This is a genomic window from Klebsiella sp. CTHL.F3a (assembly GCF_019890895.1).
Taxonomy (GTDB): Bacteria; Pseudomonadota; Gammaproteobacteria; order Enterobacterales; family Enterobacteriaceae; genus Klebsiella; species Klebsiella grimontii.
In genome coordinates this window covers 3152650-3173936 of the sequence record NZ_CP082360.1, presented here as the reverse complement: position 1 = coordinate 3173936, position 21287 = coordinate 3152650, and the positions used below count along the sequence as shown (strand labels likewise).

At 57.9% G+C, this 21287-nt stretch carries 24 protein-coding genes; 12 read left to right on the top strand and 12 right to left on the bottom strand.

Going from position 1 to position 21287, the window contains the following annotated elements:
• Positions 1-189: 189 nt before the first annotated feature.
• Positions 190-1377 carry a YbfB/YjiJ family MFS transporter gene (locus K7H21_RS14895; RefSeq protein ID WP_223035180.1) on the top strand — a complete coding sequence of 396 codons (1188 nt, stop codon included), beginning with the start codon at positions 190-192 and terminating at the stop codon, positions 1375-1377.
• On the opposite strand, the gene K7H21_RS14890 is transcribed toward K7H21_RS14895, so the two are convergent.
• Complete coding sequence (locus tag K7H21_RS14890; RefSeq protein ID WP_154901933.1) at positions 1360-2196, bottom strand: LysR family transcriptional regulator; 837 nt, start codon at positions 2194-2196, stop codon at positions 1360-1362. The two genes, K7H21_RS14895 and K7H21_RS14890, sit on opposite strands and share 18 nt — an antisense overlap.
• A 92-nt stretch (positions 2197-2288) precedes the next feature.
• Here K7H21_RS14890 and K7H21_RS14885 point away from each other — a divergent pair, with 92 nt between their 5' ends.
• Positions 2289-3335, top strand: coding sequence for an NAD(P)H-dependent flavin oxidoreductase (locus tag K7H21_RS14885; RefSeq protein WP_112164943.1), 1047 nt, complete (start codon positions 2289-2291; stop codon positions 3333-3335).
• 31 nt (positions 3336-3366) lie between these two features.
• On the opposite strand, the gene K7H21_RS14880 is transcribed toward K7H21_RS14885, so the two are convergent.
• The 4 genes from K7H21_RS14880 to K7H21_RS14865 form a co-directional block, all read right to left on the bottom strand.
• Positions 3367-4026: a methionine ABC transporter permease gene (locus tag K7H21_RS14880; RefSeq protein WP_162625996.1), complete on the bottom strand. Its 660-nt coding sequence runs from the start codon at positions 4024-4026 to the stop codon at positions 3367-3369.
• Entirely contained in the window at positions 4023-4814 is a 792-nt protein-coding gene (locus K7H21_RS14875) for a methionine ABC transporter ATP-binding protein (RefSeq protein ID WP_123829333.1), read from the bottom strand. The genes K7H21_RS14880 and K7H21_RS14875 overlap by 4 nt, the downstream gene beginning before the upstream one ends.
• The gene (locus K7H21_RS14870; RefSeq protein ID WP_004134110.1) at positions 4811-5617 is read right to left on the bottom strand and encodes a MetQ/NlpA family ABC transporter substrate-binding protein; all 807 of its coding nucleotides are present in this window, start codon (positions 5615-5617) and stop codon (positions 4811-4813) included. The genes K7H21_RS14875 and K7H21_RS14870 overlap by 4 nt, the downstream gene beginning before the upstream one ends.
• A gap of 165 nt (positions 5618-5782) precedes the next feature.
• The gene (locus K7H21_RS14865; protein WP_223035179.1) at positions 5783-6811 is read right to left on the bottom strand and encodes an isopenicillin N synthase family dioxygenase; all 1029 of its coding nucleotides are present in this window, start codon (positions 6809-6811) and stop codon (positions 5783-5785) included.
• A gap of 270 nt (positions 6812-7081) precedes the next feature.
• Between K7H21_RS14865 and K7H21_RS14860 the strand changes: the two genes are divergently transcribed.
• Positions 7082-7357, top strand: a complete 276-nt coding sequence (locus tag K7H21_RS14860; RefSeq protein ID WP_004120037.1) for a VF530 family protein — start codon at positions 7082-7084, stop codon at positions 7355-7357.
• Between the two features lie 41 nt (positions 7358-7398).
• Here the strand turns inward: K7H21_RS14860 and K7H21_RS14855 are convergent, their stop codons facing one another.
• Both K7H21_RS14855 and K7H21_RS14850 read right to left on the bottom strand, forming a co-directional pair.
• Complete coding sequence (locus K7H21_RS14855; protein ID WP_004120040.1) at positions 7399-7587, bottom strand: hypothetical protein; 189 nt, start codon at positions 7585-7587, stop codon at positions 7399-7401.
• A gap of 203 nt (positions 7588-7790) precedes the next feature.
• Complete coding sequence (locus K7H21_RS14850) at positions 7791-8000, bottom strand: YdgH/BhsA/McbA-like domain containing protein (protein WP_004120044.1); 210 nt, start codon at positions 7998-8000, stop codon at positions 7791-7793.
• A gap of 334 nt (positions 8001-8334) precedes the next feature.
• Here K7H21_RS14850 and K7H21_RS14845 point away from each other — a divergent pair, with 334 nt between their 5' ends.
• Genes K7H21_RS14845 through K7H21_RS14815 form a run of 7 tightly spaced genes read left to right on the top strand, consistent with a single transcriptional unit; the run spans position 8335 to position 13464 of the window.
• A complete protein-coding gene (locus K7H21_RS14845; RefSeq protein ID WP_112164952.1) occupies positions 8335-9075 on the top strand; it encodes an amino acid ABC transporter ATP-binding protein in 741 nt (246 codons plus the stop codon).
• Between the two features lie 8 nt (positions 9076-9083).
• Entirely contained in the window at positions 9084-9782 is a 699-nt protein-coding gene (locus tag K7H21_RS14840; RefSeq protein WP_142468957.1) for an amino acid ABC transporter permease, read from the top strand.
• Positions 9783-9791: 9 nt separating this feature from the next.
• Positions 9792-10544 carry an amino acid ABC transporter permease gene (locus K7H21_RS14835; RefSeq protein WP_112164956.1) on the top strand — a complete coding sequence of 251 codons (753 nt, stop codon included), beginning with the start codon at positions 9792-9794 and terminating at the stop codon, positions 10542-10544.
• Positions 10534-11376 (top strand): transporter substrate-binding domain-containing protein, encoded by an 843-nt coding sequence (locus tag K7H21_RS14830; RefSeq protein WP_032741830.1) that lies wholly within the window; start codon positions 10534-10536, stop codon positions 11374-11376. The genes K7H21_RS14835 and K7H21_RS14830 overlap by 11 nt, the downstream gene beginning before the upstream one ends.
• Before the next feature lie 4 nt (positions 11377-11380).
• On the top strand, positions 11381-11911 hold the full coding sequence (locus K7H21_RS14825; protein ID WP_004120060.1) for an L-2-amino-thiazoline-4-carboxylic acid hydrolase: 531 nt from the start codon (positions 11381-11383) through the stop codon (positions 11909-11911).
• On the top strand, positions 11908-12663 hold the full coding sequence (locus K7H21_RS14820) for a VOC family protein (protein WP_049115633.1): 756 nt from the start codon (positions 11908-11910) through the stop codon (positions 12661-12663). The genes K7H21_RS14825 and K7H21_RS14820 overlap by 4 nt, the downstream gene beginning before the upstream one ends.
• 12 nt (positions 12664-12675) lie before the next feature.
• A complete protein-coding gene (locus K7H21_RS14815; RefSeq protein ID WP_223035178.1) occupies positions 12676-13464 on the top strand; it encodes a pyrroline-5-carboxylate reductase family protein in 789 nt (262 codons plus the stop codon).
• Here the strand turns inward: K7H21_RS14815 and K7H21_RS14810 are convergent.
• Positions 13461-14417, bottom strand: coding sequence for an AraC family transcriptional regulator (locus tag K7H21_RS14810; RefSeq protein ID WP_004120065.1), 957 nt, complete (start codon positions 14415-14417; stop codon positions 13461-13463). The genes K7H21_RS14815 and K7H21_RS14810 overlap by 4 nt on opposite strands.
• 108 nt (positions 14418-14525) lie before the next feature.
• Here K7H21_RS14810 and K7H21_RS14805 point away from each other — a divergent pair, with 108 nt between their 5' ends.
• Positions 14526-15725 (top strand): MFS transporter, encoded by a 1200-nt coding sequence (locus K7H21_RS14805; RefSeq protein ID WP_004120066.1) that lies wholly within the window; start codon positions 14526-14528, stop codon positions 15723-15725.
• Positions 15726-15959: 234 nt separating this feature from the next.
• On the opposite strand, the gene K7H21_RS14800 is transcribed toward K7H21_RS14805, so the two are convergent.
• Genes K7H21_RS14800 through celB form a run of 3 tightly spaced genes read right to left on the bottom strand, consistent with a single transcriptional unit; the run spans position 15960 to position 19698 of the window.
• Entirely contained in the window at positions 15960-17417 is a 1458-nt protein-coding gene (locus tag K7H21_RS14800; RefSeq protein WP_142446562.1) for a leucyl aminopeptidase family protein, read from the bottom strand.
• Between the two features lie 3 nt (positions 17418-17420).
• On the bottom strand, positions 17421-18374 hold the full coding sequence (locus tag K7H21_RS14795; RefSeq protein WP_004120069.1) for a N(4)-(beta-N-acetylglucosaminyl)-L-asparaginase: 954 nt from the start codon (positions 18372-18374) through the stop codon (positions 17421-17423).
• Between the two features lie 4 nt (positions 18375-18378).
• Positions 18379-19698, bottom strand: coding sequence for a PTS cellobiose transporter subunit IIC (gene celB / locus K7H21_RS14790; protein ID WP_004120071.1), 1320 nt, complete (start codon positions 19696-19698; stop codon positions 18379-18381).
• Positions 19699-19852: 154 nt separating this feature from the next.
• Here celB and K7H21_RS14785 point away from each other — a divergent pair, with 154 nt between their 5' ends.
• Positions 19853-20674: an XRE family transcriptional regulator gene (locus K7H21_RS14785; RefSeq protein WP_223035177.1), complete on the top strand. Its 822-nt coding sequence runs from the start codon at positions 19853-19855 to the stop codon at positions 20672-20674.
• Between the two features lie 110 nt (positions 20675-20784).
• On the opposite strand, the gene K7H21_RS14780 is transcribed toward K7H21_RS14785, so the two are convergent.
• The gene (locus tag K7H21_RS14780) at positions 20785-21114 is read right to left on the bottom strand and encodes an NIPSNAP family protein (RefSeq protein WP_004120075.1); all 330 of its coding nucleotides are present in this window, start codon (positions 21112-21114) and stop codon (positions 20785-20787) included.
• Positions 21115-21287 lie beyond the last annotated feature (173 nt).

The window sequence follows — 21287 nt, the reverse complement described above, 5'->3', positions numbered from 1 at the left end:
GCTGGACATGGACGTCCAGCCCTCACGCCATACTTCGTCGCCCGGCGAAGCGTTTCCCGACACTCCCCGTAAAGTCATCGGCAGACAGGCCCATGCGTCGCTTGCGCGTTGGGTTGACTGTCATCATAATAAAAAGAGAATTATATGTGCTTTTAATTCTCTTTTTGAGAATAACAGTGGGGGTGGCGGGTGAACGTTTTTGAACTCAGGCCGGGGTTAAAGGCCTTTCTGCTGGCGCTGGCCGGTTCGGCGGTGCTGATGATTGGCATGGGCTACGGGCGCTTCGCCTATACCGGGATCCTGCCGCTGATGCTGAACGAGCAGGTGCTCTCGCTGCGCGAAGGCAACCTTGCCGCTTCGGCCAACTACGCGGGTTACCTGGCCGGCGCGCTGTTGCTGGCGAAAGCCAGGCCTGCGGATGCCAGAGTGCTAAATCTGCTTTCCGTATTGCTCACACTGCTGTGCCTGGCGTTACTCGGCTGGCTGGTTTCGCCGCTGGCCATTATCGCGGTACGCGGAATAGCCGGGCTGTTAAGCGCGGTGACGCTGATTGCCGCCTCTCTGTGGCTGCTGCAGCATATGAAGCACCATAACGGCGCACCGGTACTGTATTCCGGTGTCGGAATGGGGATATTTTTATCGGCGGAATTTATCTCGCTGGGCAAGACCCTGGCGCTCTCCAGCCAGCAAATATGGCTGCTGTGCGCGATAAGCGCCGGCACGCTTTTCATTCTGGCGCTGCGCCTGTTGCTGAGCCCGGCAGACTATCTTATTGCCTATCAACCTCCTGCAGGCATACAGGACCCGCAGGCGCAAGGCCGCGCGCGTGAAGCGTGGAAACTACTGTTGGTTTACGGCCTGGCCGGCTTCGGCTACATCATCACCGCCACCTACCTGCCGCTGTTTCTCAGCGGCTCGCTGAACGCTATCGATCCGGTGCAGATCTGGGCCATTTTCGGTCTTGCCGCCGTGCCCTCGTGCTTTATCTGGCATCGGTTGGTCATCAGGCTTGGCTACCGCCGCGCGTTCACCCTTAATTTGCTGATTCAGGCCGTCGGCGTCACTCTCCCGGCGTGGAGCCACGCATTGCCATTTTGTCTGCTGAGCGCGCTACTGGTCGGTTTCACCTTTATGGGAACGGTGACTATTGCGCTGCCGCAGGGAAGGCGTCTTAACCATCTGGTCTCGTTCAATATGATTGCCGCCATGACCGCGACCTACGGCGTCGGGCAAATTGTCGGCCCGCTGGTTGCCGGCGCGCTGTATGAGCGCAGCGGGTCGTTTAATCCTTCACTCTGCGCGGCAGCAGGGGCGCTGGTGGTTGCCGCCGCGCTGGTTGTCGCCGGGGGGCGGCGCGGGTCAAAGGTCGGAGGCTGAAATTAGAAGCTGGCGCATCTTCTCCAGGGCCGGGGAGGCGTAGCCTTTACGCCAGATAAGCTGGGTGACCGCCTGACCAACCGGCCGCTGTAGGCTTGCTTCGGGCAGCGTCAGGGTATCGAGCACGCTCTTCGGCAGTATGCCGGCATAGCCGCCGGAGGCGATACAGGCGATCATCGCGTGATAGGAGCCGACGTCCTGGATCTCGCTCTCCGCCTCCTCGGATTGCGCCAGATACGCTTCGCCCATTGCCCGGTAGGTACAGCCCTCCGCGAAGGCCGCAAAGCGAAGGCGTTGTCTATCCGCGGGAAGCACCAGTACCAGCTGTTCTTGAAAGAGCGGCAGATATTCCAGGTCTTCGGCGGGGGAAGCGCCCTGCGGCAGGCATACCAGCGCGCAATCAAGCGCGGCGTCCAGCACCTGCTGCGTCAACTGGCGGCTGGGCTGGGTTTTAAGCGTCAGTATCACCTCCGGGCACTGGGCATGAAACTGGCTAAGCAGCGGCGGCAGGCGGCTGGCGGCGGTGGCGTCCATCGCCCCCATGCGAAAATTGCCGCCCGGCGTGGCGGGGTGCAGAGCCTGCCGGGCCTCCTCGGCAAGGCTGAGGATTTTCAGCGCATAGGCCAAAAAACGTTCCCCGGCGGGCGACAGCAGCATCTTCTTGTTACCGCGGGCAAACAGCTCGACGCCCAGTTCTTCTTCCAACTGGTGAATACGGGTTGTAATGTTGGACTGCGCCCGACCCAGCAGCTTTGCCGCGCGGGTGACGCTCTGTTCTTCCGCCACCGTTTTGAAAATCTGTAATGTGGTGTGGTTCATACTTTTATTCTTAATTTGAAAATAATATTGATCTTATCATCTCTTAAAGAGATTTTAATTACCTCAACGCACAAATTTCATCAGGGCACACCATGAGCAACCGGCTTACGCAGCAGCTTGATATTGATTATCCCATTATTCAGGCGCCGATGGCCGGCGTGTCGACGCCGGAGCTGGCGGCCGCGGTTAGCGATGCCGGCGCGCTCGGCTCGCTGGGGCTGGGATCGTCCACGGTGGAGCAGGCCGAGGCGCTCATCAACCAGACCCGGCGCTTAACCACCCGTCCGTTTAACGTCAACGTTTTTTGCCACGCTCCGGCGATAAGGGACCCGCAGCGTGAAGCGCAGTGGCTGGCGCGACTGTGCCCTGAGTTTGCGCGCTTTGGCAGCCTTCCGCCGGAGACGCTGGCGGAAATCTACCTGAGTTTTCAGCAGCAGCCCCGGATGGCCGAGCTTTTGCTCGATCTGACTCCGGCGGTGGTCAGCTTCCATTTTGGTGTTCCGGAGCGAGCGGTCGTTGACCGGCTGCGTGAAAAAGGCATCGTTACCCTGGCGAGCGCCACCAGCGTGGCAGAGGCGCAGCTGGCCGTAGAGCTGGGAATCGATATGGTGGTGGCGCAGGGCTACGAGGCCGGCGGCCATCGTGGCATCTTTGATCCCCAGGCGCCCGACGGGCAGATGAGTACCTTTACCTTGGTTCAGACACTTAAACGGCGCATTGATATTCCGCTTATCGCCGCAGGCGGCGTCATGGACGGCGCGGGAGTGAACAGCGTGATGAACCTCGGCGCAGACGGGGCGCAGCTGGGGACGGCGTTTCTGCTGTGCCCTGAATCGTCCACGGATAGCGGATATCGTGAGGCCCTTAAAAGTGCGTCTGACGGGCAAACGGTTTTAACCTCAGCCATTTCCGGACGCCCGGCGAGATGTCTGGTTAACGGCTGGCGTGAAATAAACGATCCGCTTCTGATTCCGGCATATCCCGTGGCTTACGCCGCCGGGAAGGCGCTGGCATCGGCGGCGAAAGCGCAGGGGGACCGTCAGTACGGCGCGCACTGGGCCGGGCAGGGAGTGAGCCTGATTCGCGAGCTGCCGGCGGCGGAGCTGATTCGGACTCTGGTCAACGAATGCGGGTTTTAATCGCGGATGGCGCGCTGCCATCCGCTTAGCGTTAACGCCGGTGGGCGAGGCCGCGTACCAGACGGTCGCCGGCCATCTGCACGCCCTGCACCAGCGCGACCAGAATAAGCACTGTGCCGACCATCACCTCGTTATTAAAACGCTGATAGCCGTAGCGAATGGCCAGATCGCCCAGCCCGCCGCCGCCAATCACGCCCGCCATCGAAGAGAAGCCGATCAGCATGACGATGGTCAGCGTGATGCCTGCCAGCAGGGTCGGCAGCGCTTCCGGCAGCAGCGATTTAAAGATCACGTGCCAGATGTTGCCGCCCATCGATAAAATCGCCTCGATACGCCCGTAATCCACTTCATCCAGCGCATTCTCCGTCAGCCGCGCAAAGAACGGAAAGGCGCCGATGGTAACCGGAACCACCGCGGCGGTACTGCCGAGGGTGGTGCCAATAATCAGCCGGGTGAACGGAATCAGGGCGATCAGCAGGACGATAAACGGCAGCGAACGACCAAAGTTGATAATCGCGCCCAGCACCGCGTTGAGCTTCGGCATCGGCGCCAGGCCATTGCGGCGCGAAACAAACAGCAGCACCCCGGTCGGCAGCCCGAGCAGCACGGTGAACAGCGCCGCCAGGCCGACCATATAAACGGTATCTACCGTGCCCTGAAACAGCAGCGGCCAGAGATCTTCCCAACTCATGCTACTCCGCATAATGGCCTCCCGTGAAAACCGTGGCGGGCAAGGAAATCCCGCTCCGCCTGAGGATCGTGTAGCAGCGACTGCCGTAGCCGCGACCATGGCGCCACCAGCAAATCGGCGATTCTGCCGCTTTCAATAATCTCCCCATGCTCCAGCAGCGCCGCGTGGTCGCAGAGGTTTTTCACCACGTCCAGCTCATGGGTGATCAGCACGATGGTGAGGTTCAACTGTTGATTGATATCCGCCAGCAGGCTGAGTACCGAGGCCGTGGTCTCGGGGTCGAGGGCGCTGGTGGCCTCATCGCACAGCAGCACATCCGGCCGCGCGGCCAGCGCGCGGGCGATCCCCACGCGCTGTTTTTGGCCGCCGGAAAGCTGTGACGGAAAGGCGGCGGCTTTATCCGCCAGCCCGACCAGTTCCAGCAGCTCCGCCACCCGCGCCTTCCGCGCCGCTTTCGGCACTTTGGCTATCTCCAGCGGCACCGCGACGTTGTCGGCGACGCTGCGGGCGTGCAGTAAATTAAAGTGCTGGAAGATCATCCCGGTGCGCAGCCGGTACTCGCGCAGCGCGGTTTTATCCATCCGGGTAATATCGTTCCCGTTCACAATAATGCGGCCCGACGTGGGCCGCTCCAGCAGATTCAGGCAGCGTATCAGCGTACTTTTGCCTGCGCCGCTGCGCCCAAGGATGCCGTAAACGGCTCCTTTCGGCACTTGCAGAGAGACATCGTTTAGCGCCGGTCGGCCTGTTCCGGCATAGGTTTTACTCAGCCCGACAATCTCAATCATGACTGAGGGGCAACCGGGATCACCGAGCCGTTATACTGCTTACGAATAAATTCGGCGACCTGCGGCGAGGTGAGGTCTTTGGCCAGCGCCTTGATGCGCGGATCGTTCGCCAGCGCCGGCGTTGTCACCAGAATGTTGGCGTACGGGTTGTTGGTCGCGCTCTCAAGACCCAGCGCATCTTTGGCAGGCACCAGGCCCGCTTCCAGCGCGTAGTTGCCGTTAATCACCGCCAGGTCGACATCGTCCAGCGACCGCGGGATTTGCGGTGATTCAATCTCAAGGATTTTCAGGTGTTTCGGGTTTTCCACAATATCTTTCGGCGTCGCCAGGGTGGTCGCTGGGTCGGTGAATTTTGCCGCCAGCTTAATCAGCCCCTGATTTTGCAGCAGGAACAGCGCGCGGCTCAGGTTGGTGGTGTTGTTCGGTACCGCCACGGTGGCGTTCTCGGGCAGCGATTTAAAATCTTTATGTTTGCGCGAATAGATCCCCAGCGGCTCAATATGCACGGTCGCCGCGACGGCGAAGGTTTTGCCCAGCGCTTTCTCCTGATCTTTCAGATAGGGCACGTGCTGGAAGTAGTTGGCATCGACGTCGCCGTTGGCCAGCAGTTCGTTGGCGTTAACGCCGCTGGTGAGTTCGACGATTTTCAGGTCGAGGCTGGGATCGATCTTTTTAATGTAGTTAAGGATTTCGGCGTGCGGCACCGGGTCCGCGGCGACGCGCAGCGCGGCGGCCTGGGCGGAAGTCCATGCCAGAGAGAGAGACAGTGCAACCCCTGCCAGTTTAAATGCGGCATATTTCATCATCTTATTCCTTGTGTCTGTTGTTATGTTTATACCCGTCATACTTCAAGTTGCATGTGCGTTGGCTTTGTTACTCGGCTCATCCATGAGCCTCGCCCCTGCGGGGCCAGCGCAAGCGCTGTTCAAGGCATGAGTGCCTTGTCCTGCAACCCGAATTATTAGGGTCTACACGATCAATTGCTCGGCGCGTTCGCGAAAAACATCCTGGTAGTAGCGCTCGGCGACATCAGGATGCGAACGCAGACGCCCTTTCAGGTAATTCCAGCCCACCTCGCGCAGCAGTGGGTTTTGCGGGTCGCTATCCGGTCCGAGGGCTTCGCGGGCCAGCTCGTCGGGCAGCGTGTAGACGGGGACTACGGCATCCAGCTGGGCGCCGAGGAAAAAGGCGATCGACAGCCGCTGCTGGTCGGCGGGCGGCGAAACGACCCGGTGCACCGTTGCGCGCAGATAGCCGTTGGTCGCCAGCTCCAGCAGTTCACCGATATTCACCACAAAGCTGCCCGTCAGCGGGGTGGCGTCAATCCAGCGGTCGGGGGAGACTTCGACCTGCAATCCTTTCTGCTCATCCTGCAACAAGAAGCTGAGGAAACCGGAGTCCTTATGCGCGCCAACGCCCTGGGCGCTCTGGGTTTCCTGCTGGCCGGGATAACGGATTAGCTTGATATGTTCGTTGGGTTTTTCGCCGTACAGGCCATCAAAGGCATCCAGCGGCAGGCGCAGCGCTTCGGCGAAGGCGCGCAGCAGGGTGATCCCCACCTCGGTCATTTCCCGTTGCCAGGTTAATAGCGTTGGTTTGAGCGAGGGCAACGCCTCTGGCCAGAGATTCGGCCCCTGCAGGCGCTGCCAGCGGGGAGCGCGTTCGTCAAGCCGAAGCGCCGGACGCTCGGCGCCGATATCAAACTGCTCGCGCCAGTCGGGCTGACCGCGGGTTAATTCCGACGCGGCGCGGTTGTAGCCGCGAAAATGCGGGGAGTGAATCATCGCCACGCTCTGCTTTTGAGCGTCGGGAAGGGCAAAAAAAGCGCGGGACTGCTGCTGTACGGCCTGCTGCAGCGACTCATCAACGCCGTGGTTGATCAGATAAAAGAAGCCGATATCGCGGGCGGCGTGGCGCAGGTCGGCGAGAAACGCCGCTTTTTCAGCGGGATCCGCGTAGCGAGCCAGATCCAGTATCGGTAAAGTTGTCGCGTTCATTGTGTTCTCCGAAGGCGGTATTCAGATGTTTTCGTCGGTACAGGTCCAGGGTTCGGGGACAACAACAGCGCATGATCGATTCCTCAGTCGGGTGGTTGAAGCCAGCTTGCCTTAAGCGAAAATATTCAACCAATAACGTTCTTTTCTAATTTATGACCGGGGAGGGTTCTGTGCTTTTGCGAATTTTGGATAAGGGAGAGGCGGGGCGGTTGCGATTGGCGTCGGGAGCCAGTATGGTGAGCAAAATTTTTAATTCAGGTAAAAGACGCAATGCAGCACCCAAACGATCCTCTGCACGGCATCACGCTTGAGGCGCTATTAAACGCGCTGGTCGCGCAATATGGCTGGGCCGAACTGGCGAAACGCATCAACATTAACTGCTTTAAAAGCGATCCGAGCATTAAATCGAGTCTGAAGTTTTTACGCCGCACGCCGTGGGCGCGTAAAGAGGTGGAAGCGCTGTATATCGATTCGCTGTCCACTGCCGAGACGGCAAAAGAGGACGCTCCGGCGGATAATCCGTGGGCTCACTGGCAGAAAAAGTAAGGCGCGCAGCGGATAATTCCGCGCGCGCCTTGCGCTGTGTGTTACTGAAGATTGCCTGCGGTCAGGCTCTCTTTATCAAAGGCATGGCTGACATCTATATGATTCTGATGCACAGACGTATCGATATTTGAACCTGCCTCCGGGCTAGCAAAGCTATTCTCTGCGGCCATCGCGCCGGACGAGAGTGTAGCAGCCAGAAGCAGTGCGGTGACTACGCCGATATTTTTCATGTTGTGTTCCTTATTTCATCGTGTTGTCGCTGTCGCCTGTTTCTTGCGGCGGCCCGGCAATGTTGTTATATACCCTAAATAATTCGGGTTGCAGGACAAGGCACTCATGCCTTGAACAGCGCTTGCGCTGGCCCCGGAGGGGCGAGGCCGAAGGCCGAGTAACAAAGCCAACGCACATGCAACTTGAAGTATGACGGGTGAGTTTATTTCGTCAGCTCAGCGGTCATATGTACGCGGTTATTGAACTGCGCGCTGGTGATTTTGTAGGACGCGCCTTGTTCTGCGGCCTGAGCGGCAATTTTGGCTTCTGCGCGGTCCAGAGTGGACGCGCTGGCGCTGATGCTTTGGGCAAAAGAGCCGAAAGAGATCAGGGAAAGAGCGGCAACTGCAACGAAAGTTTTGATGGATTTCATGGTCGTATTCCTTAAGTGTTTTATCAGTGTTGGAGCGTTGTTGCCCCGATGTGATAAATGATAGGCCGACATGGTGATGATGAAAATCGAAACAATTTGCTCTCATTATTCAGTAAATTTGAACGATTGGCGGCGGTTTACGCCATCCTGTTTTGCTAAGAAAATCTGATTACAATCCCGCCGCATTGTCATAACAAATATATAAAAAGTTATTTTTTAACTTTCCATAGACTATTTTCTTGTTTGCTATCGTCTGAACCCCGGCAATATAGTTTTTACACAGCAATCAACGCCGATAAGCGGCGGTTTTTAAATCATTCACGACTATCACATTATGATGACTCTCAATAAGATTAGTAAAAGTTTCTCCGGGGAAAGAGTACTAAAAGAGGTATCGCTTAGCGTTAATTCCGGTGAGATCATTTGCATTATTGGCCCCAGCGGCTCAGGAAAAACCACGTTATTGCGTACGCTTAATTTCTTAGAGCCCGCCGATAGCGGGCAAATAAAAATAGATGATGTGGCGCTGGATTGCGCAACGGCGGGGAAAAAAGAAATTGAAAAGCTACGCGGTAAAACCGCCATGGTTTTTCAGTCATGGAATCTGTTTCACAATCTCACCGCAGCGCAAAATATTACCGAAGGATTGATTTACGCTAAAAAACGTCCGCGTCAGGAGGCGCTCAATATTGCTGAGCGGCTTTTAAAGCAGGTGGGTTTGCTGCATAAAAAAGACCACTATCCCCACAGTCTTTCCGGCGGCCAAAAGCAGCGTATCGGAATTGCGCGCGCGCTGGCGATGAGCCCCGCCGTGCTGCTGCTGGATGAGCCGACCTCGGCGCTGGATCCTGAAAAAGTGGGTGAGGTGCTTGAGCTTATTCAGACCATTGCCGCCGCGGGCCAGACAATGATCATCGTCACCCACGAAATGGCGTTCGCCCGCCAGGTCGCTTCCCGGGTGGTATTTATGGAAAACGGCGAGATTGTCGAACAGGGCCCGGCGGAACAGATATTTGGCGCAGCCCAGCAGGGCCGCACCCGGGCCTTCCTTGCGCAACTGCACTATCACGCCTGAGGCTGAAGATGAACAATCACCCGCTGTTTAGCTGGCAGGATATTGCCGGGATACTGCCGAAGCTAGTGGAAAACCTACCCGTGACCCTCGGGATAGCGCTGGCGTCGCTGCTCCTTGGTTTGACGATCGCGCTGCCGATCGTGTTGCTGCAATTTAGCCGCTTTAAACCGTTCAGAGCGGCGGCAAACGCCTATACTGACATTCTGCGCGGCGCGCCCCTGGCGCTGCTGATCCTGCTGTTTTTCTTCGGCGGCAAATTAATACTCACCGCGCTGGCGCTGCCGCCGCTGCTGATTAGCGATACCACCTTTGCGGTTTTGTCTATTTCGGTCAGCATTAGCCCTTATTTTGCTGAAATGATGCGTTCAGCGTGGGGCGCGGTGGATAGCGGCCAGAAAGAGGCCATTACCAGCCTGAATATCCCCTGGCATACTGGGCTGCTGCGAATCATATTCCCTCAGGGATTCATTATTGCCGTCCCGGTGTTTGGTAATCTTTTAATTAACCTGGTGAAAATGACATCACTGGTCAATATTATTGGCATTGTTGATATTTTTGGTCGCGCGCAAAAGATTTCGCAAAATAGCTATGGGGCTAAACAGGTAGCGGCCTTTATTAGCGTTATTATCGTCTACTGGGTGCTGAATAGTTTTATTCTCTATTTGACTACTCGTATTGAAAAGAAATATCAGTTCCTGCTGGAGTGATAGATAAACATGTTTAGCCTGGCGTTCATTCGGGATAATTTTACTTTTATATTAAGCGCGTTGCCGGTCACGCTGGCGATAACATTATTATCATTGCTGTTTTCCACGCTGCTGGGCGCGGCGCTGGCGTGGGCGATTATTCGTCAGATTCCGGGCGTTCAGGTTGTGGCGAAGGTATTCCTCTCCTTTGGCCGTTCGGTCCCGGTGCTGGTGATGCTGTATTTCTTCTTTTACGTCTGGCCGTGGGTGGCCGTCGGGCTGTTTGGCGGCCCGCAGGACACTATGTTCGGCTATAAACTCTCGCCGCTGGCGGCGGCGGTCACCGCGCTATCGTTGATTTTCAGCGCTTATTTCGCTGAAACCTTTCGCGCCGGGTGGAACGCGGTTGATAAAGGGCAGCGGGAGGCCGCATGGTCAATTGGGCTAAGCGGGTTCACGCAGTTCCGACGCATTATTTTGCCGCAGGCGGCGGTATCCGCGCTGCCGAACTTTACCAGCGTGCTGATCGATCTGATTAAAGACACCTCGCTGGTTTACACCATCACCGTTATTGATCTGATGGCGAAAGCCAATATCGCCGCCGCGCGCGGGTTTCATTTTGTCGAAGCCTATTGCGTCGTGCTGGTGATTTATATCCTGCTGTGCCTGGCGATTGCCAGAGCATTGCGCAGTGCAGAAACGTTTCTGAGCGCCCGCTGGCAAGGAAACGGACAAAAGAGTGGTCCACGGTTATCATTTTGGGGAAAGTATTTTGAAAAATAACATATTACTGGTGAGTTCGCTCGCGTTAGCAATGGGAATTAACGGCGCGCAGGCGGTTGAGAAAAGCGCAAATGCCAAAACGGTTGAGGTGGTCGTCAATGCTAACGGTTTTCCCTTTAGCTTTGTTGACGATAACAACAATATTACCGGTTACGATGGTGACCTGTTAAAGGTGCTGGACCAGCGGTTAACCGACTATACGTTTCATTTTAATGCGGTCTCGCGCGACGCGATGATCGTCGGCCTATCAACCGGCGCTTATACCCTCGCGGCGGATCACTTTTATCTCACCAAAGAGCGGGCAGAAAAATATGACCACTCCGGCGAACCGACCGGGATCAGCGATTTGCGTCTGATCGTGCGTAACGATGAGAGCGATATTCATAACCTTGGCGATCTCGCCAGCGGTAAGAAAAAGCTAGTGCCGATCCACACCTCCGACGCCCGGTATACGGTGATTGAAAACTACAATAAAAAACATCCGGGCCAACAAATTAACCTCCAGCCCAACGGCGAACAGTCCGCCGCCGATATTTTCAAAGCCGTGGCCTCCGGAGAATACGATGCGGCGATTTATCCCATCGGCGCGCTGCTGGCGCTAAATAAGGCGCTAAATCTTAATCTGAAAGCTTCGGATTCCGTCGGCCTGTTTCCTAACGTCTATTTGTATAAAAAGAATACCGACCCGCAGCTGATCAAAGCGATTGACGCGCAGCTGGTTGCCCTGAAAAAGGACGGCACGCTCGCTGAGCTCTCGCGGAAATGGTACGCCGAAGATGTGTACGCCCTGCCGGGCGCCAGCGATGTGAAAGTGAATACCGACTGGGAATAAGCGCATGACGCCAATAAGTTCGGAACCGGCGCATAACGCCGCCACCTTAAACGATGAGGTGACCCTGGCGCTGCGCGCCATTACTGAAAAACGCGCGGCAACAATCGGTTATCTGTTGGACGAAAGCCGACAGCGCCAGATCGCCGATGATTTTGCTCGCGAGGCAATACGCCATTATGGCCGCGATCTCGGGCATAAGATCCGCGCACAAATGGAGAATGAACGGGATTTGCAGGAGTTTGCCGGGCTGTTTACCCGCGGTCTGGAATCTCAGGTTTATGAGATGGAACCCGTCAGCATCGGCCGGGCCGAGTTTATCGTGCTGTTTCACTACTGTCCTTATGTCAACTGCTGGCAGCAGCAGGGGCGAGGCGCCAGCGAAATTGCGATGCTGTGCGATATCTGCATGGAAGGCGATCATGCATTAACCGATGCGTTTTCGGGGCTGCATTTAGAGGTGCAGACCGCGCTGGCCCGCGGTGATGCCGCCTGTCGGCTGCGTTTTTATCAGGCAGAGGAGCGGGAGGGAGAATGACAACCTTAACGTGGGACCACGCGGTCCAGTTCGTTAATCAGCCTGAAGCGGCGATAGAGGCGCTGAGCGGACAAAAGCTCAACGCGGTGGCCGGTGGGCGCCATCCAGGCTGGGGGACCCGGAATGCGCTGAGCTATTTCGGCCTGACCTATATCGAATTTCTGGCGATTGCCGATGGCGCAGAGCTGCTTTGCGCCGCAGAGACGTTTTTACTCTCCCGGGATGCCTCACGGCTGCTGCCGGAAAATGAAGCGCTGTATCGGGTGGCGCTGCGTAGCGACGATATTGCGCGCACGCATGCGGAGCTACATCAACAGGGACTGCGGGTTTCGCCGATCGTTGATGGCCAGCGCAACGATCCGCAGGGCAACGTTATCAGCTGGCGGATCTTCACCATTGACGGCGACTTTGAGGGCCTGGTCTATCCGTTCGTTCTGCAATGGGGGGAAGAGGATGACGTCCGGTTGAGCCGCCTGCAGGCCCAGGGTCTCGCTGCGCCGCATCCGCTGGGGGAGATAGAGCTGCAGCGCGCGGTTTTTGCGGTTCACAACCCCCGGACGGTACGCGACCGTTGGCAGCGGCTGTTTGGTTTTTCCCCGCATGGCGAACTCGGACTGGAGGTGGGCGGCCGTGAGTTTATCTTCCGCCACGGCGCGGCGAACCAGCTGACTGAACTGGTGTTTCGCGTTGCCGACCCGGCGCTGAAAGGCCGGCGCTTTCGCGTTGGCAACGGCGAATATCTCTTTGAATAAGGAGCAGGAACCATGGCAAAGGTCCATTTTATCGGCGCCGGACAGATGGCGGAGGCAATTATTCGCGCGTCATTAAGCAACGGCGCGCTGCATGCGGACGCGATCTCGCTGGAGGATATCGACAGCGCGCGCGTCGAGCATCTGTATGCCCATTATCGGTTGTCGGGCAACGGGGACGTGAGCGAGGCTTCTTTGCTGGTGCTGGGGATCCGCCCGCAGGACGATCTGGCGGCGGTGGCGAGCCGCGTACGCGCGCAGCTTAACGGCTCGACGACGGTGGTCTCTCTGATTGCGGGAGTGACCCTGCAAAAGCTGTCCTCCCTGTTTGGCGAGGCCACGCCGATTGCCAGGGTGATCCCCAATACCCTGACCGATACCGGATTTGGCTATAGCGGCGTGACCTTAAACGCGCACGCCAGCGCGGCGGAAATCGAGCCGTTTCTGTGCGGCTTCGGTAAGGTACTGTATCTGCCTGAACGGCTGATCGATATCTTTACCGGTTTTGCCGTCGCGGGCCCCAACTATATCTACTATTTTATCGAGTCCTTTACCGACGCCGGCGTGCTGGCGGGGCTGTCGCGACCCCAGGCAACGGAGGCGGTGCTGGAAAATCTGCTCGGCGCGGTCGAGATGCTGCGCCGAAGCCAGAAGCATCCGCGCCAGCTGTTGGATATCAATAATTCCCCGGCAGGAGTCGGGATCCACGGTCTGTACGAACTGAACAACAGCGATTTTGCCGCCGGGCTTCAGCGTAGCGTACTGGCGGCGGTCAGACGGACCCGTGAACTGGGACAGCGCTAAGCCTCTTGCTCCCGCGCCGGGTCGCGCAGCGCGCCCGGCGCTTTTCCGATAATGCGTTTAAAGGCGCGGCTGAAGGCGGCATGCGAACTGTAGCCCAGCCGGAAGGCCACTTTTTCCAGCGCCTGACCCTCATGGGAAATGTACTGTACCGCGAGGCGCATACGCAGCTCGGCCAGATAGCGGGCGGGCGTGGTGCCGGTGGCGGAGAGGAAGCGTTCAGCAAATACCGAACGCGAGATTCCCGCCTCGCGGGCCAGATCCTCGACTTTCCAGTTAATGCCGGGCTGCTGATGCATCACGTAAATGGCCTTGGCCAGCTTAGGATCGCGCAGCACCTGCACCCAGCCGGTGGCGTTGCCGCAGCCGCACTCCACCCAGCCGCGGACAATCAGCGCGGCGACCACATCCGCCAGCCGCGCCAGAATGCCGGCGTAGCCTGCCTGTCGAGTGAGGCTTTCTCGTTCCATCGCCGCCAGCATCGGCGGGATCTCCGGGCGGCTGGTCAGCAGGCTACTGACCAGCATCACCTCGGGCATCGCTTTGACCAGCGGCTGCATGCCGCCCAGTTCAAAGTCCATACAGGCGCTGAAGATAATGGCGCTGTCGTTTTTCGCGTCGTCGCACGCGTTTTTGACGCAGCTTACCGAGTCGCAGACCGGTTCGCTGGGCAGTCTGGACACGTTCACCACCGCCGCCTGGTCATCGGAGAGCAGCACGTGACCATCGCCGTTGGGAATAAACAACGCATCGCCGCTCTGCAGCATCAGGCGCTGGCCGCTGACCATACGCAGCAGTACCGGCCCCCGGCTGATAAAGTGGAACTGCGCTTTACCGGGCACGAAGCCGAACTCGACGCCGAACGGGCGGGAGGTTTCGATGCGCCGGTAGTTGACGCCGGACAGGCGCATGCCGCGCAGGAGTTCGCTGGTGAGATCGAGGGCGTGCTGAGTCATAACATCATTCCCGGACGAATTATCAATAATCAAGGAGTATGCATCATAGATCGTCCGAACAGAAGCGCTTAACCTTAACGAAATGTTAATTGTTCTGGAGAGATGTTTATGAGTTCCTGCATTGCAGCTGAAGAGAGCCAGGCTAACGCCAGGCCCGCGTGGCGCGCCGTCTATGCGCTGGCGCTGGGGGTGTTTGGCCTGATTGTCGCCGAGTTTCTTCCTGCCAGTTTGTTAACGCCGATGGCGGCAAGCCTGGGCGTTAGCGAAGGTATGGCGGGGCAGGCGGTGACCGCGACGGCGCTGGTGGCGTTAGTGACCGGGCTACTAATCACTACCGCGACGCGAAATATTGACCGCCGCTGGGTGCTGATGTTCTTCTCGGTTTTGCAAATTATCTCCAGCATGATGGTGGCCTTCGCCGGTTCGCTGGAGTTTTTGCTGCTGGGGCGTCTGCTGCTGGGAATCGCCATCGGCGGCTTCTGGTCGATGTCGACCGCGACCACCATGCGCCTGGTCCCGGCGGCGATGGTGCCGAAAGCGCTGGCGATTATTTTTTCCGCCGTTTCAATTGCGACGGTGGTTGCCGCGCCGCTGGGTAGCTATTTCGGCGCGCTGATCGGCTGGCGCAACGTATTTCTTATCTGTGCGCTGCCGAGCGTGGTTGCGCTGCTCTGGCAACTGTGGGTTCTGCCCTCCATGCGCCCGGAGAGCGCCGGCAGCTTCGCTACGCTGTTTAAGGTACTGCGCCGTCCCGGAATGATTGGCGGCATGCTCGCGACCATCCTGATTTTCAGCGGCCACTTCGCCTTCTTTACCTATCTGCGTCCGTTCCTCGAAACCGTGGCTCAGGCCAGCGTCGAAGGGGTTTCCCTGATCCTGCTCGGTTTTGGGGTAGCGAACTTTATCGGAACGTCGATTGCCGGACATCTGTTAGCCCGAAGCCTGCGCCTGACGCTGGCGCTGGTGCCGCTGGCAATGAGCGTGCTGGCGCTGATGATGGTGGCGTTCGGTCACGTGGCGCTGCTGGATGGTCTGCTGGTGGCGATGTGGGGCTTTGCTTTTGGCCTGGTGCCGGTGGGCTGGTCGACCTGGCTTGCCACCACGGTGCCGGATGAAGCTGAAAGCGCCGGCGGTCTGCTGGTGGCGTCTATTCAGCTGGCGATTAGCGCCGGTGCGGCAGGCGGCGGGGCGGTGTTCGATCTCAACGGCGCGAGCGGCGTTTTTGTCGGCAGCGGCGTGCTGCTGGTCAGCGCCATGGTGATTGTGCTGTTTGCGGTAAGAGTCAAACCGGTAGTCAGCGAGGAGTAGGATATTTTCCGGGTTACCGGTAGTCAGCGAGGAGTAGGACATTTTCCGGGTTACGGATCCTGCTGATTTTGTAGCCCGGACAGGTGCGCGAGCACCGCCTCCGGGGAATATGCTGTGACGTGGCATTGCTGCGGCCTCTTCCCGGCTTGCGCTGCGCTTAGCCGGGCTACAGGGTTGCAGATTGCTGGTAACCCGTAGCCCGGACAGATGCGCAGCATCGCCTCCGGAGAGGCATTAACTCTCGCCGATATCGTCGAGCAGATGCTGAATCAGCAGCGGAATCGGCCGGCCGGAAGCGACGCTTTTACCGCTTTCGCGCCACAGCGCCGTGCCGCTGACGTCGAGATGGGCCCAGGGGATTTCCGGCGGGCAGAAATGCTGTAAAAGCCAGGCGGCGGAAGCGCTGATCGCCGCATTATTGCCCGGCGTATTGCACAGGTCGGCGATGGCGCTTTCAGTCTGTTTCTTCAGCCTGCTATCCAGCGGTAGCGACCAGACTTCATCTCCGCTCTTTATCCCTGCCTGAGTCAATGCCGCCCGTAGCGTTTCGTTTTGCGTCATCAAACCGCTTAACTCGTAACCTAGCGCTTTAACCACCGCGCCGGTCAGGGTTGCCATGTCGATAATATAGCGCGCCTGCGGATGCCGCTGGCTGGCCCAGGCAATGGCGTCGGAAAGCACCAGCCGACCTTCGGCGTCGGTATTATTGATCTCTACCGTCAGACCGTTGCAGGCCCGGGCGACGCTGCCCGGCTGCATGGCGTCGGGACCAATCGCGTTTTCCGCCAGCGCGAGAACGCCCATCGCCCGCACCGGTAGCCCCAGTTCGGCAATGCTCAGCATCAGGCCGAGGACGTTGGCTGCGCCGCACATATCGTACTTCATGGTGTACATCCCGGCGCCTTCCTTCAGCCACAGTCCGCCGGTATCAAAGGTGACGCCTTTACCGACGTAGCAGCGAACTGGGTCATCGCCGCCGCCATCATAATGTATCGCCAGCAGGCGCGGCGGACGCGTGGACCCTTTCCCCACCGCGTGCAGCAGGCCAAGACCCTGATCAACAATCGCTTTTTCATCCAGAACTTCGCAGCGCAGAGCAGGAATATCAGCGCACAGACGCCGGGCCTCTTCCACTACGTACTGCGGGGTACACTGTTCTGAAGGCAGATCTGCCAGTCGTCGTGCGGCAATCATGCCGTGCGCGATCGCCTGTTGTTGACGCACGAGGGTTTCCAGCGCCGGCCGCTGTTCGGGCAGGGCGTAGAGGGCGAGCTGGCGAAGGCGTGGCCTGACGGCTTTCACCTGATGCAGGCCTAAATCATCAAGCTGCCAGTCGAGGTTAAACAGTTCGCGCAGCGCTTTGGTTAACGCGCCGCTGCTCTGTTCCAGCGAACAGTCGAGGATAAGCGCTTCGCTCACCGGCTTTTTGCATAGCGGCCGCAGCGCCTCGCCCAGGCCATCGTTCAGCGTATCCTGCCACAGCGGTCGCGGAATAAGGGTGATACGGGCGAAGGGGGAACAGCCGAAGCGGGTATCCGCCACCTCGCCGCGGGCGGCCTGTTCCACCATTTCCGCGAGCAGGGAGCTTGAATTAAGGGGGGCCAGGGTTAACAGCGTACTGCCGGGCCAGGTCACCAGATGCGCGCCATGGCTGGCGCTATCCAGTCGGTTGATAAAACGGTAATCCAGCATGGCTTACTCCTCGATGGGGGCGCGAATGCGTGCGGCGTAGGCCTGCATCCATTCGTCGTCCACCGGACGGTAGTGGGTTTTCTCCTGTACGCGCTCGGCGCAAAATACGGTGAGCGGCTGGGTCGCGCTGGCGACGACAAAGGAGAAGGTTTTGATATTGGTGGCGGCGCCGAATTCGCCGCGGCGGTTCATGCACACCACCGAAAGATCGCCCGCGCGGCCAAAGCGTGACATCAGTTTGTCTTCCAGCTCGCAGACCACTGAGTCCGCCGCCTGCTGTGGCGTCATCCCCTGGGCCATGCGCCGGACGATTTCGTAGCTGGCGCAGCCTTTCATCAGATCTTCACCGACGCCGGTAGCCGTGGCGGCGCCGGTCTCGCTATCGCAGTAGAAGCCTGAGCCGATAATCGGCGAATCGCCCAGCCGCCCGCGCTTTTTCATAAACAGGCCGCTGGTGGAGGTGGCGACGCTCATGGAGCCCTGTTTGTCGAGACCGATAATACCCACGGTATCGTGGCCGTCGTAGGGGCTGAGGCCTTTATCCAGCGTTTCGCGGCAGCGTTTGCGGTAGTGCTGCATGGCCCGCTCGGTCAGCATCGATTTGGTGGCGAAGCCCTGGCTTATGGCCCACTCACGGGCGCCCTGGCCAACCAGCAGGCTGTTATAGCGCTGGCGGCTGAGGGCGTGGGCGACTTTCACCGGGTTGGCGATATCCACCAGGTTGCCGACTGCCCCGAAAGCCAGGGTATCGCCATGCATAAAGGCCGCATCCAGTTCGACCTCGCCGTTTTCCGTTGGCAAACCACCGTAGCCTACCGATTTGTACAGCGGAAAATCTTCTACCGCCGCCACCGCATTGACCACGGCGCTGGCGGTGTCAGCGCCAGAGGCCAGCGCCGTCGCGGCTTCGGTTACGCCTTCCAGCGCCATTCGCCAGGTGGCAATCATTCCCCACATTGGTTTACTCCTGTTTAGCAAGCGTGTTGTCCGTTTCGGCTCGGGCGGTGATTTCTGCCGCGCGATACTGCTTATCGACGATACGCATGAAGGGCAGGTACAGCATGGCGCCAATCAGCAAATTGAGGATCTGCATCACGCTACCGCTAAGATGCCCGGTGACGATAAACCCGCTGATCACCGGCGGCAGCGTCCAGGGAATAAAGACCCCGGTGGTGACGGCCACCGCGCCAATTTTCATCGCCGCGTACTGCACGGTGACAAGCACTAGCGGCACGAGGTTAAACGGGATCAGCATGATCGGGTTCATGATCACCGGCAGGCCGAAGAGGATCGGTTCGTTGATATTAAAGATAGAAGCGCCAGCGCCGAGGCGGGCGACCTCGCGCATATTTTTGCTGCGGGCGAAAATCAGCATCGCGATCACCAGCGACAGGGTCGCGCCCGCGCCGCCCATCCAGATCATATCGAAGAACTGCTCGGTAATAATGTGCGGCGGAGTGACGCCAGCCTGAATAGCCGCGATGTTATCGGTCTGATTTTCCATCCACAGCGGACGAATAATGCCGTTAATCATCGAACCGGAGTTGATGCCAACCGACCATAGAATGGTAATGCTGAAAACGGTCATCAGCGCGCCGAAGTAGGAGGTACCGTAATGGCGTACCGGCGAGGCGACGACTTCATAAATAAACTGGTGGATGGTGGCGTAGTGGGTGTGCTCAAACCCGATACGAATCGCCAGGATCAGAATCATTACCAGCAGCGCCGGGATTAGCGCGGCGAACGACTCCTGCACCGCGGGCGGCACCCCGTCCGGCATCTTAATCACCAGCTTCTTGCGCTTAAGCCAGCAGAACAGTTCGGTCCACAGTAGCGAACCGATCATGGCGACGAATAATCCTTTAGTGCCGATCCATTCCACGGGGATCACCGTGATGCCGCCGTTTTCAGCGACCTTAATGAACGGCGTGAGGATCAGAAACCCCACCAGCGAAAGGATTCCGCAGGAGATGCGGTCATCGCCGTAGTGCTCCGCAAGACGATAGGCCACCAGGAAGCTGATAAACAGCGACATCGTGGAAAATACCGCGTTGAACGGAATTTCGATAATCGCGCTCCAGCTGGCGCCGAAGGTGCTGGCCATAAACTGCTGATAGCTCTGGTTGGGGAACGACGAGATCACCAGCAGAATGGAACCGACAATAATAAAAGGCATGAATGAAACATAGGCGCCGCGAATAGCGCCGAGGTGACGCTGCTGAGCGGTTTTCGCCGCCAGCGGCATCAGTTTGGCTTCAAGAAATCCCAGAACATTGTTCATTGTGAACTCCGTACAAGATCGACAGGGGCTGTGTGTGCTATCTATGGCGGATTATGCGAGAAAGCGGTGGGCTGAAAGGTGAAGCGGTTCACATTGTATTCTCTGCAATAATATATATCTCATATGATTGGTTATATTTTCTTTAGAGGATCGTATGGAAATTAAGCTGCACGCTAATGCTACCACCACCCCCAGAACGCGAAAATATCTCCAGGAGTCGACCAAAAGCGACCGGGAACTGGCGCAGGAACTGGGGATTTCCATTACTACGGTACGCCGCTGGCGCAACCGCAGCCAGATTTCCGATAACCACACTACGCCGCATTTGATACACAAGGTATTGAGACAAGAGCAGGAGATCCTGATAAACGCCCTGCGCGATGCGCTGCGCGCGCCGCTGGATGAGCTGCTGTTTATGGTGAATGAGGGGCTGGGCATCGCCATCTCCCGGGCCACCTTGAACCGCTATCTACGCCCGGCCCATGAAGGGCGGAAAAACGCCGCGCCGCAGGGAAAGAAAGCGTTAAAGGCAGGGATGCGCGTTGATACCCTGACGCTGCACTACCGCCAACTGGCGCTGTCGATGGATGATGGTGGTGAACATCATCTGCTGTGGGCGCAGGAGCCGATTAGCGGCTGGTGCTTTGGCCGCATCTATAGCGGGATCTCTCCCGCGCTGGTGGATAGCTGGCTCACCGAGGCGCTGAACGCCTGTCCGGCGCAGATACAATGTCTTGAGACTTATGCTCATAAGGGCTTCGAGCCGATACGCGCGGATTTGTCATGCGTAACGGTGATGACGGAGGAGTGCGGGGCGGTACAGCTTAGCGAACGATTAGCCGATATTATCCCGGCGCTGGATGAGCCTGACGCCACGCTGCAGCGGCTGTGTACGCTGTGGAACCAGGGGCGGGCGCAAAAGAAACTGGGTGACAATACGCCGCAGGGTTTTCTTGAGTCGATGAATCAGAACTAATGGTGGCGGCGGGGGCAGGCACGGCAGCCGCATTTTGCCCAGGTCCCAGAATATCTGCGACAGCAAAAGAGACCGCGTTTTTTGTTGGGCCACGCCAGCGACCCTGGAGGTCAGCCGTTTCGCAGTCCATCAATCGCGCTGTCGCTCAGTACCATCACCGTTTTTACGCTGACGCTGATCCTATCAATAATGGCCTGTCGCGGGCCTTCGCGCCAGGCGGGGCTACTATAAAAGCGCGCCTGGGAAGCGTTTAAATGCGCCAGGTCGTCATAGGCCCGTATCAGATAATAAGCGTCGTTATCATCAACTGAATTACCGAAGGAGACGATATCCATGCCGGCGGCACGGTGGCAGGGCGCGCTTTGTTCTTTCATTATCCGGTGAAAATCGTTCCCGGAACCCGGTTTAAGGGTATAAAGCAAAAACTCTACCGTTTTCATCCTGACATTTCCTGTGCAAATCCGTTGAAGGCTGCAGCAATACACCACAGCGCCGCGTTGAACACAACTCCCAATGTTTTGGCACTTCGCTCTGGCCAGCCCCGAAGAGCAGTTGCAAATCACTGCTTATAATTGTTATGTTATAACATAATAAATAAAACATTATAAAATCT

Bases quoted from the DNA above. Each gene is read 5' to 3' on its own strand.
- K7H21_RS14890 (WP_154901933.1), bottom strand. From the start codon at position 2,196: ATGAACCACACCACATTACAGATTTTCAAAACGGTGGCGGAAGAACAG.
- K7H21_RS14885 (WP_112164943.1), top strand. From the start codon at position 2,289: ATGAGCAACCGGCTTACGCAGCAGCTTGATATTGATTATCCCATTATT.
- K7H21_RS14880 (WP_162625996.1), bottom strand. From the start codon at position 4,026: ATGAGTTGGGAAGATCTCTGGCCGCTGCTGTTTCAGGGCACGGTAGAT.
- K7H21_RS14875 (WP_123829333.1), bottom strand. From the start codon at position 4,814: ATGATTGAGATTGTCGGGCTGAGTAAAACCTATGCCGGAACAGGCCGA.
- K7H21_RS14870 (WP_004134110.1), bottom strand. From the start codon at position 5,617: ATGAAATATGCCGCATTTAAACTGGCAGGGGTTGCACTGTCTCTCTCT.
- K7H21_RS14865 (WP_223035179.1), bottom strand. From the start codon at position 6,811: ATGAACGCGACAACTTTACCGATACTGGATCTGGCTCGCTACGCGGAT.
- K7H21_RS14860 (WP_004120037.1), top strand. From the start codon at position 7,082: ATGCAGCACCCAAACGATCCTCTGCACGGCATCACGCTTGAGGCGCTA.
- K7H21_RS14855 (WP_004120040.1), bottom strand. From the start codon at position 7,587: ATGAAAAATATCGGCGTAGTCACCGCACTGCTTCTGGCTGCTACACTC.
- K7H21_RS14850 (WP_004120044.1), bottom strand. From the start codon at position 8,000: ATGAAATCCATCAAAACTTTCGTTGCAGTTGCCGCTCTTTCCCTGATC.
- K7H21_RS14845 (WP_112164952.1), top strand. From the start codon at position 8,335: ATGATGACTCTCAATAAGATTAGTAAAAGTTTCTCCGGGGAAAGAGTA.
- K7H21_RS14840 (WP_142468957.1), top strand. From the start codon at position 9,084: ATGAACAATCACCCGCTGTTTAGCTGGCAGGATATTGCCGGGATACTG.
- K7H21_RS14835 (WP_112164956.1), top strand. From the start codon at position 9,792: ATGTTTAGCCTGGCGTTCATTCGGGATAATTTTACTTTTATATTAAGC.
- K7H21_RS14825 (WP_004120060.1), top strand. From the start codon at position 11,381: ATGACGCCAATAAGTTCGGAACCGGCGCATAACGCCGCCACCTTAAAC.
- K7H21_RS14820 (WP_049115633.1), top strand. From the start codon at position 11,908: ATGACAACCTTAACGTGGGACCACGCGGTCCAGTTCGTTAATCAGCCT.
- K7H21_RS14815 (WP_223035178.1), top strand. From the start codon at position 12,676: ATGGCAAAGGTCCATTTTATCGGCGCCGGACAGATGGCGGAGGCAATT.
- K7H21_RS14810 (WP_004120065.1), bottom strand. From the start codon at position 14,417: ATGACTCAGCACGCCCTCGATCTCACCAGCGAACTCCTGCGCGGCATG.
- K7H21_RS14805 (WP_004120066.1), top strand. From the start codon at position 14,526: ATGAGTTCCTGCATTGCAGCTGAAGAGAGCCAGGCTAACGCCAGGCCC.
- K7H21_RS14800 (WP_142446562.1), bottom strand. From the start codon at position 17,417: ATGCTGGATTACCGTTTTATCAACCGACTGGATAGCGCCAGCCATGGC.
- K7H21_RS14795 (WP_004120069.1), bottom strand. From the start codon at position 18,374: ATGTGGGGAATGATTGCCACCTGGCGAATGGCGCTGGAAGGCGTAACC.
- celB (WP_004120071.1), bottom strand. From the start codon at position 19,698: ATGAACAATGTTCTGGGATTTCTTGAAGCCAAACTGATGCCGCTGGCG.
- K7H21_RS14785 (WP_223035177.1), top strand. From the start codon at position 19,853: ATGGAAATTAAGCTGCACGCTAATGCTACCACCACCCCCAGAACGCGA.
- K7H21_RS14780 (WP_004120075.1), bottom strand. From the start codon at position 21,114: ATGAAAACGGTAGAGTTTTTGCTTTATACCCTTAAACCGGGTTCCGGG.